Genomic DNA, 14075 nt, shown 5'->3' on the forward strand with positions numbered 1-14075 from the left:
TGATCAGTCTTATCCGTTGATTTGAGCGGTTTTCATGCCTACAGATCACCATCTGAAGCATTAACTATGTGACGTTTATGAAGAGATGGAGGGACCTGTAGGGCTTTTCTGTGTCAGGTAACCTGTAGAGAAGGAATTCGAGTTTCTGGTTCTTTCCAGCCTCTGTTACTGTGAGATTCACCCTCTTCTCCCACCTCTCACCATTACCCAGTTTTAGGGTTTCATTCCTTAAAACATCTCCGCCTATTCTCACCACCATCCGGTAGGTTTCGTTACGGTACTCCCTGTTCACCACTCCTACCATTACCTCAACGCGCTCGCCGGCAGTAACATTCTCAGGGTAACCGTAGGCCTTACCACCAGGCCCCAGGATGTAGAACTCGGTGAACCTCTCAGAGGGCACCGGGTTAAGGGTCAGGTAGACCGTGACTGCAACGAGGGCCACGAGTACAGCCGAGAGTATGAGGGATACCTTACCATCCCTTGAGAGACTGCGGGGTGATGGGATACGTCTCACATCAACTGAGTATGCAAGTCCCCCGGCCCTGTAACGCCTTATAAAGGCTGCGGGTGTCATTATCAGGCTTATTGCAGATATGCTCCTTGCAAGAAGCGGCTTGAAGGTAACATGACCACCCATAAGGAGCGCTATCACCGATGATATGATTATGCTTACTGAAAATTCAAGGAAGAGCCTCTCGGGGACGCTTAACTGGTCTCTGAGGGGTGCCACGGCAGCTGTTAGAATGTATCCGGGTATCAGGAGCACCTGGAGGTAGAAGAGGGCTTCCACAACGCCCCGCGGAGATGAATTGATTGCAGCGATGGTAAAGATGCTCAGGAGCACCATAACCAGAAGGTCACTGAAACCTGCCAGGTTCCTTCTGGCTTCCTTTTCTATCCAGAACTCATCCCCGGGGAATGCCCTTCTGAGCTCCCCCTCCAGATCCCTCTCTTTACCCGTCCTCAGGGCCTTCTTCTTTATCCCTGAAGGGTCAACTGCCCTGAGATCCCTTTCAGGTATCTCCGGGACATGCAGTATTACATCATCCTCGACGAGTCCGTACCTTTCGAGGATGTCCCTCTCTGACATCTGCAGTGACTCTATCTCCCCTATCCTCTGCCTGGTCCTCCTTATGTAGGCCACAAGGGCTGATAGTATACCTGCTGCACCAAGGACCACCACCCCGTATTTGCTTCCTGTGGTTCCAGCTACCAGCGTGAGTAGAAGGGCGAATGGTATGGTTAATGCGGCCCTTCTGAGCCTTCCATATCCCTGGAGTCTCAGTAGAAGGGCGGCTGCAAGGCCATAGGACGAGGAGGCTATAAGTATAATGATGAGCACAAACCTGACCGGGTTCAGGTGGATGAATGCTATTAGGAGAGGTGTGGCACCGGAAAGGACAGCTGAAATCAGGATGTCCCTTAATGGTGCATGTTCTCCCCCATGGGCTTCCTCTAAACCGCTTTTTCTTTCAGAGGTATCAGCCCGGCTTTCCACTGGGTGGTCTCTTTTTGCGAGTTCTCTGGCGGTTTTTATCTGGGTGCTTTCCACCTCAACATCCTTTCTGGAGCGTTTCAGGAGCAGGATGATTGGTATGAGTATGGCGGGGAGGGCGTAGAGGACCCTTACATTCCTAAGGTATGTATAGTTCAGAATGAATGCGTTGAGGGCCAGTATTAGAAGCCCCGGTATGGGGGTGATCAGGGTATCCCCAAGACCGGTCAGTCTGAGGAAGCTGTAACCTGTTACCAGCACACAGAGGATGAGCCCTGCTACCCTGAGGTGAAACTGGGGCGCTGCTATCAGAAGAGCTGAGATTATACCTGTTATGAGGAGTAGGATTTTCGCTTTGAACTTCACATGAGATTCTCCTGTCACTGCAATTGATTAAGTAGATTATTATCAATTCTGGACTGATAAATATTTACCATCAGTGCCCGGCGGAACATAATAAAATTAGAATAGATAAGGTTTCGATATATCCTGCCTGGACAGTTCTGGCATGGAATTCCGATAGAATCAGGTACCCGGTGACCTTATGGCTATATGGTAGACCCTCACCCTGTATTCGCCGGGTTCTGTGAATGGTGGCACCGTGAGACTGAGATCAACAGGCACCACCGCATCGATATCCCGTTTCGCTGCCCAGTTCTTTCTTACCGGTGTGTAGGTTGTTGTTAGTGGTGTTTCGGGGAGTCCGATGCCGTAGTTGGCGTATTTGAGGTTCTGTATGGGTATGGTTTCTGGGCCCTGGAGGTCTCCTTCGGCTCTTATGTAGAGGTCGATGGGTACGTTGGATAGGTCCTTTATCTGGAGTCCCTGGGGTCCTCCTGGCCAGTAGTATTCTTTTCCGGGTTCCACTGTGGCTGTGAGTGTGAAGGAGTTCCCGGTTTCCCTTCCCTGCCAGAGGACCATTATTTCAACACTCTCGGGTACCGTAACGGTAACTTCCTGCACCGTATTCATGGTTGCAAATGGCACCGGAAGGAGGAGCAGGATGAAGAGCACACCCATCCATTCGTGGCTGTACATGATATGACCTGATTGAGTGGTTGCATTTACTTATATTATGTTAGATTATCCCTATAATAATTTATTATCAATAAAGGTCTCACAGCATGAACCATGTGACTCATAAAAAATAGTGTGTTGAATGGGAGTGGCTGCTGTTAAATCATGATTCTGGTGTATCCCTGGCTATTCTCCATGGGGGACCGCTATGTGGTATATGTTAACTGAGTAGACACCGGCAGCGGTTGCTGGTGGTACCGTGAGGTGGAGGTCAACCGGTATCAGGGATTCATCCTCTGATTTAACCATCCAGTTCTTTCTTACCGGTGTGTAGGTTGTTGTTAGTGGTGTTTCGGGGAGTCCGATGCCGTAGTTGGCGTATTTGAGGTTCTGTATGGGTATGGTTTCTGGGCCCTGGAGGTCTCCTTCGGCTCTTATGTAGAGGTCGATGGGTACGTTGGATAGGTCCTTTATCTGGAGTCCCTGGGGTCCTCCTGGCCAGTAGTATTCTTTTCCGGGTTCCACTGTGGCTGTGAGTGTGAAGGAGTTCCCGGTTTCCCTTCCCTGCCAGAGGACCATTATTTCAACACTCTCGGGCACCGTAACGGTAACCTCCTGCACCGCGGTGGCTCCTGCTGCAGGTTTTAAAAGCAGAAGGAGGATGACTGCAGTGACCATTCCAGCAGTTTTAAGCATATTCCCACCCCATCATGTCCTGGAGGTTCCTATGGAGTCACATCCACTTACCGGTTTCTGTGAATATAATCACGAAAACGACTATGAAAATCCTTAAAATTTATTACTAAATCTTCTGTAGAGGGACCCTTCAGATATCAGTAAAAAAAAGTTTCTGTAGAGAAACCTCCAGATATTAGTAAAAAAGGCCATAATTTTATTAAGAGGTCTTTTTTAGGTCTAACTCACCTTTTTTAAAAAGATTTATATATGTTGGATTATCATTCTTTTATCATGATTATTCATGTTACATATCTTTCAGGTTACCTAGCAGCCATTATTTCATCGATAATCGTTTCAGCGATACTGGGGCTTCCCCTGACACCTGAAAGGCCGGCCAGGCACTCATGGACACCATCGGCCATCTTCCCGACACCGGTAATTGCACTGGGACTCACAGCAATATCCATAAAACTGGGTGTCACAGGTATCTATGGAGCCGACCTCGGAGCCGTGGCAGGGGTCCTATCAGCAATAATGACTGCATACTTCCTTGAGGATATATTCCCCAGACCGGAGGACTCATGATGAATGAACTGGTTGGAGTTGCAGCCGCAGCAGCCATATCCTGGCTGAACTTCGTTGTGATAGACACATGGATGGGTCTCCCTGAGAAGCCAGGTGTGAGGGGGGCCGACTACATTGGAAGGGACATAGAGAAGAGGGGAGGCGACCTTGCGGGTGGCTTCTTCCAGGGAAACATTGTATGCTCACCGGACGCATCAGCAGGCACCCTCCTCGGCGCCATCGGATGCTACCTCATTGGCGTGCCTGAGGGAGGCCTCGTGGCAGCCCTCCTGGTGTTCATAGGGAACCGTCTCTGCGCCGACCCGGGGTATGCCGGGACACTCGGGGCCCTCTCCATAACAGTCATAATAGCGCTGGCATCCCTCGCCGGGATGAGCCCCGGGCTCTTCGTCGCCGGGATGGTCATTGCAATAACCACCATACAGGGTGTGAGCCACTCCAGATCATCAAGGCTCCTTGGGGCCATAGCCAGGAGGATGAACAGGTACACTGACCTGAAATAGAAGGTGTTAATCATGTTGATCCAGATAACAGGGATAATAGTGGTGCTCATGGCCTTGAGGACACTCCTGGCCCAGGACAGGGCTGAGAGGCTCCTCTACCTCAATGCCATGTCCTTTGGAATATCTGCAATGATAGCCCTCTACGTTGGAACCGCCTTTGGCGCTGTCCTTGCAACGGTATACTTTGTGGCATCAACCATAACATCCAATGCAATCGCCCACACCCTTGACCGTGTTGGAGAGGAAATGGTTATCGAGGATTAGGAATATATAGATGATTACTGGTGAATGTTTATGAATCCGATGGACCTCCTTAACATTACAAACGTTGGTGTCTTTGTCATATTCACGGGAGCTGCAGGCATCATACTCCTCTCAAGGCCCCTTGATAAGATAATAATGTTTTCGCTCCTCCAGGGGGGCTTTGTGATGGTCCTTGCAGCTGCAAGGTACCTTGATGTTGCCATGGCAGCGGCCCTCTTTGACCCCATATCAACCATAATACTGCTGATGGCCGTTATGAGGATAAATGATATAAGGACTTCGAGGGGTGAGGAACTTGCCTGAGGCTTCCATGTTCTCATTCAGGATTATTTACGGGGGTGAGGAACTTGCTTGAGACCCAGATCTGGTTCTATGCAGGGGCAGCCCTTGTGGTGATAGGTTCAATCGCAACCGTGGCAGGTCCGGGTGTCAGGGACCCCATTGTGAGGATCCTCAACACCGAGATACCTGCGGTTGGTGTTTCACTCATATTCCTCACCTACAACCACACCCTTGCCCTCCTGACCTTCATCGCGGCAACAACCATAATGACACTGGTACTCCTCAGGGCGGTTATAAGGCTTGAGGAGATGGGGGTGGAATTATGAGTCTTGGAAGAATCCTGAATGAACTTGCGAACCCCAAGAGGATACCCAGACTCTTCGCCTTCTCCCTGGGCCTGATACTCCTTGTAGGATTCCTTGTACCCATCACCCTGAACCCTGATCAGCTCTACCCGAGGCCACTGCCCCAGGAACAGATAAACAGCAAGGACCCCCTGGCACCCTATGACCGTGGGGGAGTACCCCTGGAGAAGCCAGGCGATGTGAAGTCACAGTACCCCCAGTTTGAGGTTAACCTGGGTAAGATAACAGCCTACCTCTCACCCATTGCAATAGCTGTTAAGGGCCTGACGGTGTACTTCGGTACATCCATATACTCCTCCCCTGGTGGGCTCATAGATGAGATACTCTACTACACCAGGGGCCTTGACACGGTCCTGGAGTCAAGCATACTGATGATGGCCTTCACCATAGCCTCATGGGTCGCCCTTAACTTCACTATGAGGAGGCGCAGGTCATGATGTCAGGGAGATGTCTGGAGAGGTTTGTGATGATCACCCTTTCACTGTTCCAGAGAAGTGTGGAGGCACATTTATGATGGTCCCGGAATTCACCCTTTCACTGTTCCAGCCCGCCATTTACACGGGCCTCATAGCAGGATTCATAGCGCTACTCGGGATATCATTCCAGAAGAATGACCTGAGCGCGCTGATAATCACGGACATAGTTGGAATAGCAATGCTCGTAATCGTTGCAGCCGTTGGAACCGACCTCGCAGAGGCCCTCATACTCCCGGGTCTCGTGGTCGAACTGGCTGAGATAATGGCCATATCAGAGATACTCATATCAAGGGAGATGAGGATACTGGGGGAGGTGCCGGTGGTTGAACACAGACCCATGGAACTTGAGGTGTTCAGGACAGCCCCCAACTTCCTTGCTCTGATACTCATCGCCTACGGTGTTTTCCTCACAGGGTTCACCGGGGGTGCTGTTGCCGGGGCAGGGATACTCTTCTACGTAGCTACCAGGAGGGCCAGGGGCCTTCCCACAGTGGAGTGGGATGGGATTGCAGGTATCTCCGGTGTAACATGGTGCCTCTGGCTTGCAGGTTTTCTGATATTCTTCACCGCCCCACAGCTCTGGCTGCCGGCCCTCTTCATGTCAGGATGCGGCATACTCATAAAGGTCGCCAGCAAGATGGGCCTCATCGGGGTCCTTGCAAGGGAGGAGATCAGGGAAGCAGGGGGTGATGAGTGATGGATATAGCGTCCCTGGGAGGTGAACTCCTCGGCCAGATACCCTTCGGTGATATCGTACTCTACCTGACACCCTTCAACCTCTTCATGTTTGCAGCCGTGCTCATATTCACCTTCCTCATAGCCATAAGCAGGACCGAGACCCAGGTTGAAACCGAGTTCGGGACACTGGGCAACAGGCGCGTGGAGGTCGACACCGCCGAGTTCAGGATCAGGCGGTTCCTGGCCATTGTCTGCGGACTTGCAACAGCCGGTGCAATGGTGACAGGTGACCTCTTCAACTTCACCCTCTTCGTGGCACTCATAGGTATCGTGAACATAGGTATAGTTTCGGCGGTGAGGCAGGTTGAGGTCCTTGACGCGGCCTTCCAGTATGGACTGATAGCCATGATGGCCTCACTCCCACTGTTCGGGGGCGCAGCCCTGGTGCTGGGATCATCAGGTACCCTGAGCCTCCTTGAACTATCAGGGATGGCCGGTAACCCCATGATAGTCTTCGCCGCCCTCCTGCTCCTCATGGGTGTTGTTGGTGAGACCGGTGTCGCACCCTTCTATGCAACCAAGGCCGAGATGTTCCGCACACCGGGTTCACCCTTCATACTTATAATACACCTCAGCTCCCTCCTGGTGATTGTGAGGGCCATAGAGGTTTTGCTGATAGTTTCACTGTAGGTGAGATCAATGAACAGGCTCAGAACAGGAAGTTTAACTGCACTCATACTTTCAGCTGCAGGGATAATCTACGCCCTGATATTCAACCCCCCATCATGGGTTGTATACGGTGTGGCCATATTCCTGATACCTGTCTTCATACTCTCCATTGGTATACTCTCCATGGCCAGGCCAGAGGAGGATGAGGCAGAGGACAGGGTTGATGAACCATTCATAGGGTACTGAGTTTATGATAATAGAATCATTCCGGTGTTAATGGTGATGAGATGAATCTGATGGGAAACATCATAGTGAATGTTCTTATAGCATTTCTCATAGGAAGCCTCCTTCTGGGCTTCCAGAGGAAGGTCATGGCAAGGATACAGAGAAGGCCGGGGCCCCCTGTTATACAGCACCTCCTCCACACCCTGAAGTTCTACGTAAAGGAGTCGTCCTTCCCGAGGACCGCTGCCATGCCATTCTACATTGCAATAGCAGCGACACTCTGCGGTATATGGATAAGCGCGGTTATAATCGGGCCGGTGCTTGAGGGTTCCCTCCTGCTGTTCTTCGGGATCTACGCCCTCCACAAGATAGTTGAACACAATGCAGGGTCTTCATCAGGGTCACCCTACGGTAAGCTCAGCTGCGTCCGTGCAGTGTTCTCAGCTGCAGCCGAAATGCCGCTCTTCGCTGTCCTTGCAATCATATACCTCCAGACCAGGAAAATGATAATATCAGATATCATAGGGTACCAGAGCATCCACGGGCCCCTGCTGCTGAAGCTGCCCCTGGCAGCCATGATGTTCTTCGTCCTCATCCTCTCAAAGGCACCCTACTCACCCTTCTCCATCACCAAGGGGAAGGACATAATATCAGGATATGAGACAGAGCACTTCGGGGTCCTCAGGGGTTACCTGATGATCTCGGAGTCCATAGCATGGTACATGCTGCTCTGGATATTCCTCACAGTCTTCATCGGTGGTCTGAGCCTGCCGCTCTACATACTCGGGATGGTGATAATCACAACCATAACGGCCTTCATAAATGCGACAACACCCATGCTGAACCCGAACCACTCGGTGGCCATACAGGTCATCCTGGCCTTCGTGGGTATAGCGGGTTCAATCGTCCTCATGCTTGTAATGTAGAAGACATGATGTGGAATGAAAATGGAAGGGATTTAATCAGAAAAGAGGGGATTTAATGGAAAGGGATCTTACCTTACTCACCGCACTGGTTGCAGGGGGCGTTATAGCTGTGAGTCTCCTTGCAGCCATCATGCAGAGAATGTCTGTGGCTCTTATAACAATCCTTGGAGTGCTGTTCACGGTTCTTCTGCTCCTGGCGGGCCGTGAAGGGTTCTCCAGGTTCTCAGAGGACCTCGAGAGGGCAGCATTCTTTGCGGTGCTTGCCATGTTTATAGTATCATTCATAATACTTTACAGACCATTATAAGTGGAGTTCACTGGTGATAATCTTGTATGAAATATACCTGGTATACACGGTTTCCTTTATCGCGGGCTCGGTGCTGGGCCTGCTGCTCAGTTACAGGAAGTACAGGGAGCCCTTCGTGGATGAAAAGATCGATCCACTGGCCCTTGTGGTTGCAGTGGCAGGGTGGACTGTCCTTGTGAATGCAGGGCATCTGCCCCTCACTGATCTCATGAGGACGGCCGGGCTCTTCATGGTGGCCCTGGTTGCAGGGATGAGGCCGGGCTACGGTAGATACGAGACCCTCACAGGGGCTATCCTGGCCCTCCTGATCTGGCTGATTTCAGGGACTCTGGGGTGGTAATCAATGGATGAAGGAGAACTAATGCGGCTGATGAAGAGGAGGATACTTGAGAGTTACCGCTGGCAGGAGGATGTTGTAAAGCCACTATCCAGGGAACTTGAAATTGACGTTGAGGAATTCCAGGACATACTCATGGACAAACTCGACATGTCGAGCCTGGAGGCCCTGCACCCCAGGTTCGAGTCGGCAAGGCCGAGGTGTATCAGGGAGAAGCTCCACAGTGACCTCCAGCTCTGCTGGCTCGTTGATGTCATGGAGATCATAAGTGTGGATGATGCCGAGGCCCTCAAGGATGAGATCACAGAGCTGGTCCTGGCAGGGAGGGAGTACTCCGAGGCCCTCAGTGAGGGCAGGAGGAGGCTCCATGAGATACTGAGATCATGATGAACTTCAATCAATAAAGAGCAAATGCTGAGGTAAAGAAATGTTGGATGCCCTTAAAAGTATTCTGAGGAAAACATCAATCCATGTATGCCTTGTAAATACAGGGGGGTGCAACGGCTGTGATATAGAGGTCCTCGCACTCCTCTCACCAAGATATGACCTTGAACAGTACGGTATATACGTCCACCAGAACCCCAGGGAGGCCGATGTCATACTTGTAACCGGTGCAGTTACAGAGCAGTGGAGGGAGAAACTCCAGAGGATCTACCGCAAGGCACCGGAGCCAAAGATAGTGGTGGCCCTGGGCAACTGTCCAATATCCGGTGACGTATTCAACCAGGAGGGTGGAAGCGTCTATGCACCGGTCTCCGACTTCATACCGGTGGATGCAGAGGTGCCCGGCTGCCCCCCCAGACCATCAGAGATACTTGAAGCAATACTGGCGGTGGCGCCCGGGGCCATAGCAGAGAGGGGGAAGAAGAGATGATACTGCCACTTGGACCCATGCACCCGGGATACAAGGAGCCCATAAGGCTCAAGGTGAAGACCCGGGGTGAAAAGGTTCTCAAAGCCGAAATAGAATACGGATACGTTCACAGGGGAATAGAGAGGGTTATGAGGAACAAGACCTGGCAGAAGGCCATCTACCTCTCTGAACGCGTCTGCGGGATATGTTCATACATACACACACAGACCTTTGCAGAGGCCTTTGAGGCCATATCAGAGGTCGAGGCACCCCCCAGGGCACAGTTCCTCCGTGCATTAACAAACGAGCTTGACAGGATACAGAGTCACCTCATCGCAAATTCAACCTACTTCAAGGCCCTGGACCATGAGACCATGTTCATGTACATGCTGGCCCTCAGGGAGCCTGTAATGGACGCCATCGAGCTCCTGACAGGTAACCGGGTCAACATGGGCTGGAACGTGGTGGGTGGCGTGAGGATGGACGCCTCAGAGAGCCACCTGTCAATGATAAGGGAGATCATAGTTGACCTTGAAAGAGAGTTCGACCGTTACGTTGAGATGTTCGAGCACGGCCCACTCATAGGCCTCAGGTCAAGGGAGGTCGGTTACATGAGCCAGGAGGAGGCAGAGAAGGCCAGGGCCGTTGGACCTATAGGGAGGGCCTCGGGTATAAGGTATGACTTCAGGGAGGACCACCCCACCTACAGGGACCACCTGGACTTCAGGACCATCTGGAGGGATGATGGCGACAACTTTGCACGGGTCATGAACCGTTTCGATGAGATCAGGGTCTCAATTGACCTCATAAAGCAGGTCATAGATGACATGCCAGGGGGACCCGTCAGGACGAAGGTTGACGTGAAGGCGGGTTACGGTGAGTGGAGAAACGAGGCCCCCCGGGGAGAGGTGGCCTACATGATTGAAACCAACGGCAACCTCATAAAGAACATATCCATAAGGACCCCGAGCATAATGAACATTGACGCCTGCGCAAAGTACATGCTGAGGGACGTGGCAACAGTTGCAGACGCCGTTGCAACATATGCAAGCGCTGATCCATGCATAGCATGCGCAGAGAGGGTCATGGTTGTTGATGAAGAGAGTGGGGAGAGGGAGATACTCCTCTAATAAATGCGTGATGTTGATGTCCTATGTCCTCTGTAATATGGTACCTTTACGAGTTTGCCCGTAAGTCCTGGGCAGAGAAATTCGCCAATGCACACACAGAACACGAGATCCTTGAAAAACCAGAGAGATTCAGGGATTTCCCCACAGTTAAGAGGGAGTACTGCATAGGCTGTGGGGCCTGCACAACGGCCTGTCCTGCCCCTGGCGCAATAAAACTGGTCCGTGACACCGACACGGCCGAGGAGGAGGGTCAGACCTACCCTGTCATAGTCAGGGGTGCGTGCATCAGGTGCGGCTTCTGCGCCGAGGTCTGCCCCACCGACCCCAAGACAATTGAATGCGGAGAGAATCACCTCATAAGGGAAGAGTTCACCATAGTACCCTCAGAGAAGCTCTATGTCATAGATGACTACCTCTGCATACGCTGCAAGAAGTGCATGAAGGCCTGCCCGGTGGATGCAATAACCGAGAAGGACGGCAGGGTCGAGGTTGACCAGGGCAGGTGCATAGCCTGCGGTGAATGCCTCGAGAAGTGTCCTGTCAAGGGCGCCCTCAAGGTGATACACGTCGCCTACGTCGAGGAACAGAAGATGGTCATAAACCTGGCGGTCAATGAACTGGAATCAGCCATAGAGGAGAAGAGCGAGGATATAAAGAAACTCGAAGCCGAAGGTGTCTACAGGATGAATTACCCCCTGAAACCCCTCCTCGAGAGGGCCCTTGAGATCCTCCCGGATGAGGAGATAGTCAGGGACCTCCTCGAGAAGATAACCGACCGCCTCAAGATGCGCATCATAACATGGAGCCCCGAAAAATGTGTGCAGTGCCGTTTATGCGTGGATGAATGCCCATCAGGAGCCATAACCTACTCAGAGGATGAAGGAATCGTGAGGGACCCTGATAAGTGTCTCAGGTGCAGCACATGCTACCAGACATGCCCCTTCGGTGTTGCAGGGTACTACGTTGCAAGGTTCCTCATAGATGAATCCAATGGAGAAGAGATGATAAGGATAACCATAAAACCGGCGGCTCTTCCTGTAAAGCGATGAGGAGATGATAAAATTCCAGCTGCAGCAAAACCCGTGAAGCCCCTGAGGGAAGTTGACGTTGACTATGATATTGACAGTGAGAAGTGCAGGGAATGCCCTGATAAGCCGTGCCTCAGCTCATGCCCGGTGGACGCGATACACCTGGACCCTGACACCGGCGAGGTTGAGATAGACAGACAAATGCTTTGGGTGCGTCCTCTGCAGGGAGGCCTGCCCCTACGATGCCATAAAGATGAGGACAACCATGGCAGAGCCTGTCAGGGAGAACGTGCCCGTGATAAACCCCAGGATCTGCAGGGGCTGCGGTGCCTGTGTCTCAGCCTGCAGGACAGGGGCCATACACTTGGTGTCATCGGGTGAAACAGGGGTCCACAGTGAGATAGACGAGGATAAATGTGTCCGTTGCAGTTACTGTGCAAGGGCATGCCCCACAGAGGCCATAAAGTACGGTGAGATCCTCCCCAGGTCAGTGGTGGGGGGTAAGGCCGTGGTGATTAACCAGAGGGACTGCATAGGATGCATGACCTGCACCAGGGTCTGCCCCTCAAGGGGGGCCATAAAGGTTGGTAAGATCAACAGGTTACCCTACATAGACCCCTCCTACTGTGCAAGGTGCGAGGAATGCATGGACGTATGCCCCTCAGCAGCCATCAGGTACTCCTCAAGGAAGAGGGCCTACGAGAACTTCTCAAAACTCAACAACCTGGAGATAGCAGGGGAGATACTTGAAAGGGAATCAGAGAAACTCGTGAAAAACCTTGGAAGGATGGACTCTGTTCTGAGGGACGTGAAGAGAAGGTTCTCGGCTGAAAGCCCGGAATACAGTGTGGATGTCACCGATGAAATAAGGGATGGCATAGAGGAACTGGTCGACTCCAACCTCCAGATACATGAACTCAACCACATAATAGACTTCACCAAACCCGCGAGGAGAATAAGGGTACTCGAGGACAGGTGTATAGGGTGCGGGCTCTGTGTGGATGAGTGCCCGGTGGGTGTCATAGAACCGGAGGTCCCGGCCCCCGTGAAGATACTTGATGGGTGTGTTTTCTGCGGAAGATGCAGGGGCGTATGCCCGGTCGATGCCATCGAGATCACAGAGGAGGGATTCAGGGCCAGGGATGGCAGGATATACCTTGAGAGGAGGGTCCTGACAGGTCCGAGGAGGGGTTCGGTTGAGGTAGACCACATGGTCTGCCAGAGGTGCGGTGTATGCGTTAACCACTGTCCCGTTGATGCCATGACCCTCAATACTGAGGTTGAGGTCGACGCTGATAGATGCATACTCTGCGGTGAATGCCAGGACATATGCCCTGTAACAGCTGTAAGGCTGAACCTGGAGGATGATAAGGTTGAATAGGGTTTTCGTAACAGACTGCGAGGGTCCCATCTCACTCAACGATAACGCCTTCGAAGCTGCAGCCCACTTCATACCCGACGGTGACAGGTTCTTCAGGAAGGTGAGCGAATTTGATGACATACTGGCCGACGAGATCCGGAGGCCGGGCTACAATGCAGGGGACACCCTCAAACTGATAGTCCCGTTCCTCATAGCCCACGGAGTCACCGATGAGAAGCTGAGGGAGTTCTCAGAGAGGACCCTGAGACTCGTTCCGGGGGCTGATGAAACCCTGAAACTTGCAGGGAGGCTCATGCCATCCTACATCGTAAGCACAAGCTACAGACACTACATCGAGGCCCTCTGCAAGCACCTTAACTTTCCCCTGGAGAACACCAGGCACACCACCCTCAGCCTTGACGTGGAGATCCCAAATGAGGAGAGGGAGGCGCTGGTGAGGCTACGCGAGGATGTCATCGAGGGTGACTTTGAGGACCTGGATGAGATATTCTTCCACCTCATACCGGGTATGGAGGCCGGGAAGATACTCGACGGGGTGAAGACCGTTGGCGGTGACGGTAAGAGGGTTGCCCTCCTGGAGATCCTCTCTGAACTCGAACTTCCCCCTGAATCCGCCATGTACGTGGGTGACAGCATAACCGATGTTGAACCACTCAGGGAACTCAATGGGAGGGGCCTTGCGGTGTCCTTCAACGGTAACCACTATGCCCTCAGGGAGGCGGAGGTGGCGGTCATCTCCACCGACTCAAGGGCCCTCACCCCCCTGATAGACCTTCACTCAAGGTTCGGGAGGGACTACATCCTGGAATTCATCAGGGCCTACTCTGAAAACCTGAAAGGGCCCTTGAATCCTTCAGGATAGACTTCAGAGTG

Annotated in this window: 21 protein-coding genes and 2 pseudogenes; 20 read left to right on the forward strand and 3 right to left on the reverse strand. The window is 52.2% G+C overall.

From position 1 onward, the window contains the following. Nucleotides 1-64: 64 nt before the first annotated feature. From MTH_RS01755 to MTH_RS01765, 3 genes are all read right to left on the reverse strand, one after another. Nucleotides 65-1864: a DUF1616 domain-containing protein gene (locus tag MTH_RS01755; protein WP_143485730.1), complete on the reverse strand. Its 1800-nt coding sequence runs from the start codon at nt 1862-1864 to the stop codon at nt 65-67. Between the two features lie 159 nt (nt 1865-2023). After that, the gene (locus MTH_RS01760; protein WP_010876021.1) at nt 2024-2536 is read right to left on the reverse strand and encodes a hypothetical protein; all 513 of its coding nucleotides are present in this window, start codon (nt 2534-2536) and stop codon (nt 2024-2026) included. 165 nt (nt 2537-2701) lie between these two features. After that, nucleotides 2702-3211, reverse strand: a complete 510-nt coding sequence (locus MTH_RS01765) for a hypothetical protein (RefSeq protein ID WP_010876022.1) — start codon at nt 3209-3211, stop codon at nt 2702-2704. A gap of 273 nt (nt 3212-3484) precedes the next feature. On the opposite strand from MTH_RS01765, the gene ehaA reads away from it, so the two are divergent. From ehaA to MTH_RS01855, 20 genes and pseudogenes are all read left to right on the forward strand, one after another. Then, nucleotides 3485-3778 carry an energy-converting NiFe hydrogenase A subunit EhaA gene (gene ehaA, locus MTH_RS01770; protein WP_048060803.1) on the forward strand — a complete coding sequence of 98 codons (294 nt, stop codon included), beginning with the start codon at nt 3485-3487 and terminating at the stop codon, nt 3776-3778. Next, entirely contained in the window at nt 3778-4281 is a 504-nt protein-coding gene (locus tag MTH_RS01775) for a hypothetical protein (protein ID WP_048061212.1), read from the forward strand. The genes ehaA and MTH_RS01775 overlap by 1 nt, the downstream gene beginning before the upstream one ends. A 12-nt stretch (nt 4282-4293) precedes the next feature. Further along, entirely contained in the window at nt 4294-4545 is a 252-nt protein-coding gene (locus MTH_RS01780) for a DUF2109 family protein (RefSeq protein ID WP_048060804.1), read from the forward strand. Nucleotides 4546-4575: 30 nt separating this feature from the next. Beyond that, nucleotides 4576-4848: a DUF2108 domain-containing protein gene (locus MTH_RS01785; protein ID WP_052261152.1), complete on the forward strand. Its 273-nt coding sequence runs from the start codon at nt 4576-4578 to the stop codon at nt 4846-4848. Nucleotides 4849-4892: 44 nt separating this feature from the next. Continuing rightward, on the forward strand, nt 4893-5153 hold the full coding sequence (locus MTH_RS01790; RefSeq protein WP_048060805.1) for an EhaE family protein: 261 nt from the start codon (nt 4893-4895) through the stop codon (nt 5151-5153). Further along, nucleotides 5150-5629 carry a DUF2106 family protein gene (locus MTH_RS01795; protein WP_010876028.1) on the forward strand — a complete coding sequence of 160 codons (480 nt, stop codon included), beginning with the start codon at nt 5150-5152 and terminating at the stop codon, nt 5627-5629. Before MTH_RS01790 ends, MTH_RS01795 begins: the two co-directional genes overlap by 4 nt. 73 nt (nt 5630-5702) lie before the next feature. Continuing rightward, a complete protein-coding gene (locus MTH_RS01800; RefSeq protein ID WP_048060806.1) occupies nt 5703-6365 on the forward strand; it encodes an EhaG family protein in 663 nt (220 codons plus the stop codon). Continuing rightward, the gene (locus MTH_RS01805) at nt 6365-7036 is read left to right on the forward strand and encodes a proton-conducting transporter membrane subunit (protein ID WP_048060807.1); all 672 of its coding nucleotides are present in this window, start codon (nt 6365-6367) and stop codon (nt 7034-7036) included. The genes MTH_RS01800 and MTH_RS01805 overlap by 1 nt, the downstream gene beginning before the upstream one ends. 9 nt (nt 7037-7045) lie before the next feature. Then, entirely contained in the window at nt 7046-7261 is a 216-nt protein-coding gene (locus MTH_RS01810) for a hypothetical protein (protein WP_048060808.1), read from the forward strand. A 41-nt stretch (nt 7262-7302) separates the two neighbouring features. Continuing rightward, complete coding sequence (locus tag MTH_RS01815) at nt 7303-8166, forward strand: respiratory chain complex I subunit 1 family protein (RefSeq protein WP_010876032.1); 864 nt, start codon at nt 7303-7305, stop codon at nt 8164-8166. A gap of 55 nt (nt 8167-8221) precedes the next feature. Further along, nucleotides 8222-8473: a hypothetical protein gene (locus tag MTH_RS01820; RefSeq protein ID WP_010876033.1), complete on the forward strand. Its 252-nt coding sequence runs from the start codon at nt 8222-8224 to the stop codon at nt 8471-8473. Nucleotides 8474-8486: 13 nt separating this feature from the next. Then, nucleotides 8487-8813 (forward strand): energy-converting hydrogenase subunit EhaL family protein, encoded by a 327-nt coding sequence (locus tag MTH_RS01825; protein ID WP_010876034.1) that lies wholly within the window; start codon nt 8487-8489, stop codon nt 8811-8813. Between the two features lie 3 nt (nt 8814-8816). After that, nucleotides 8817-9197 carry a DUF1959 domain-containing protein gene (locus tag MTH_RS01830; RefSeq protein WP_010876035.1) on the forward strand — a complete coding sequence of 127 codons (381 nt, stop codon included), beginning with the start codon at nt 8817-8819 and terminating at the stop codon, nt 9195-9197. Between the two features lie 40 nt (nt 9198-9237). Next, entirely contained in the window at nt 9238-9684 is a 447-nt protein-coding gene (locus tag MTH_RS01835) for an NADH-quinone oxidoreductase subunit B family protein (RefSeq protein ID WP_010876036.1), read from the forward strand. After that, on the forward strand, nt 9681-10793 hold the full coding sequence (locus tag MTH_RS01840) for a nickel-dependent hydrogenase large subunit (protein ID WP_010876037.1): 1113 nt from the start codon (nt 9681-9683) through the stop codon (nt 10791-10793). The genes MTH_RS01835 and MTH_RS01840 overlap by 4 nt, the downstream gene beginning before the upstream one ends. Nucleotides 10794-10816: 23 nt before the next feature. Then, nucleotides 10817-11842 carry a 4Fe-4S binding protein gene (locus tag MTH_RS01845; protein ID WP_010876038.1) on the forward strand — a complete coding sequence of 342 codons (1026 nt, stop codon included), beginning with the start codon at nt 10817-10819 and terminating at the stop codon, nt 11840-11842. Between the two features lie 33 nt (nt 11843-11875). Beyond that, nucleotides 11876-12115, forward strand: a pseudogene (locus MTH_RS09975) (4Fe-4S dicluster domain-containing protein); the annotation flags it as partial. After that, nucleotides 12036-12362: pseudogene (locus MTH_RS10210) on the forward strand (4Fe-4S binding protein); the annotation flags it as partial. The pseudogenes MTH_RS09975 and MTH_RS10210, both read left to right, overlap by 80 nt. Further along, nucleotides 12363-13202: a 4Fe-4S binding protein gene (locus MTH_RS01850; protein WP_338101051.1), complete on the forward strand. Its 840-nt coding sequence runs from the start codon at nt 12363-12365 to the stop codon at nt 13200-13202. It begins immediately after the preceding pseudogene. Beyond that, complete coding sequence (locus MTH_RS01855) at nt 13186-14064, forward strand: energy-converting hydrogenase A, subunit R (RefSeq protein ID WP_394295913.1); 879 nt, start codon at nt 13186-13188, stop codon at nt 14062-14064. The genes MTH_RS01850 and MTH_RS01855 overlap by 17 nt, the downstream gene beginning before the upstream one ends. Nucleotides 14065-14075 lie beyond the last annotated feature (11 nt).

The organism is Methanothermobacter thermautotrophicus str. Delta H (genome assembly GCF_000008645.1).
Taxonomy (GTDB): Archaea; Methanobacteriota; Methanobacteria; order Methanobacteriales; family Methanothermobacteraceae; genus Methanothermobacter; species Methanothermobacter thermautotrophicus.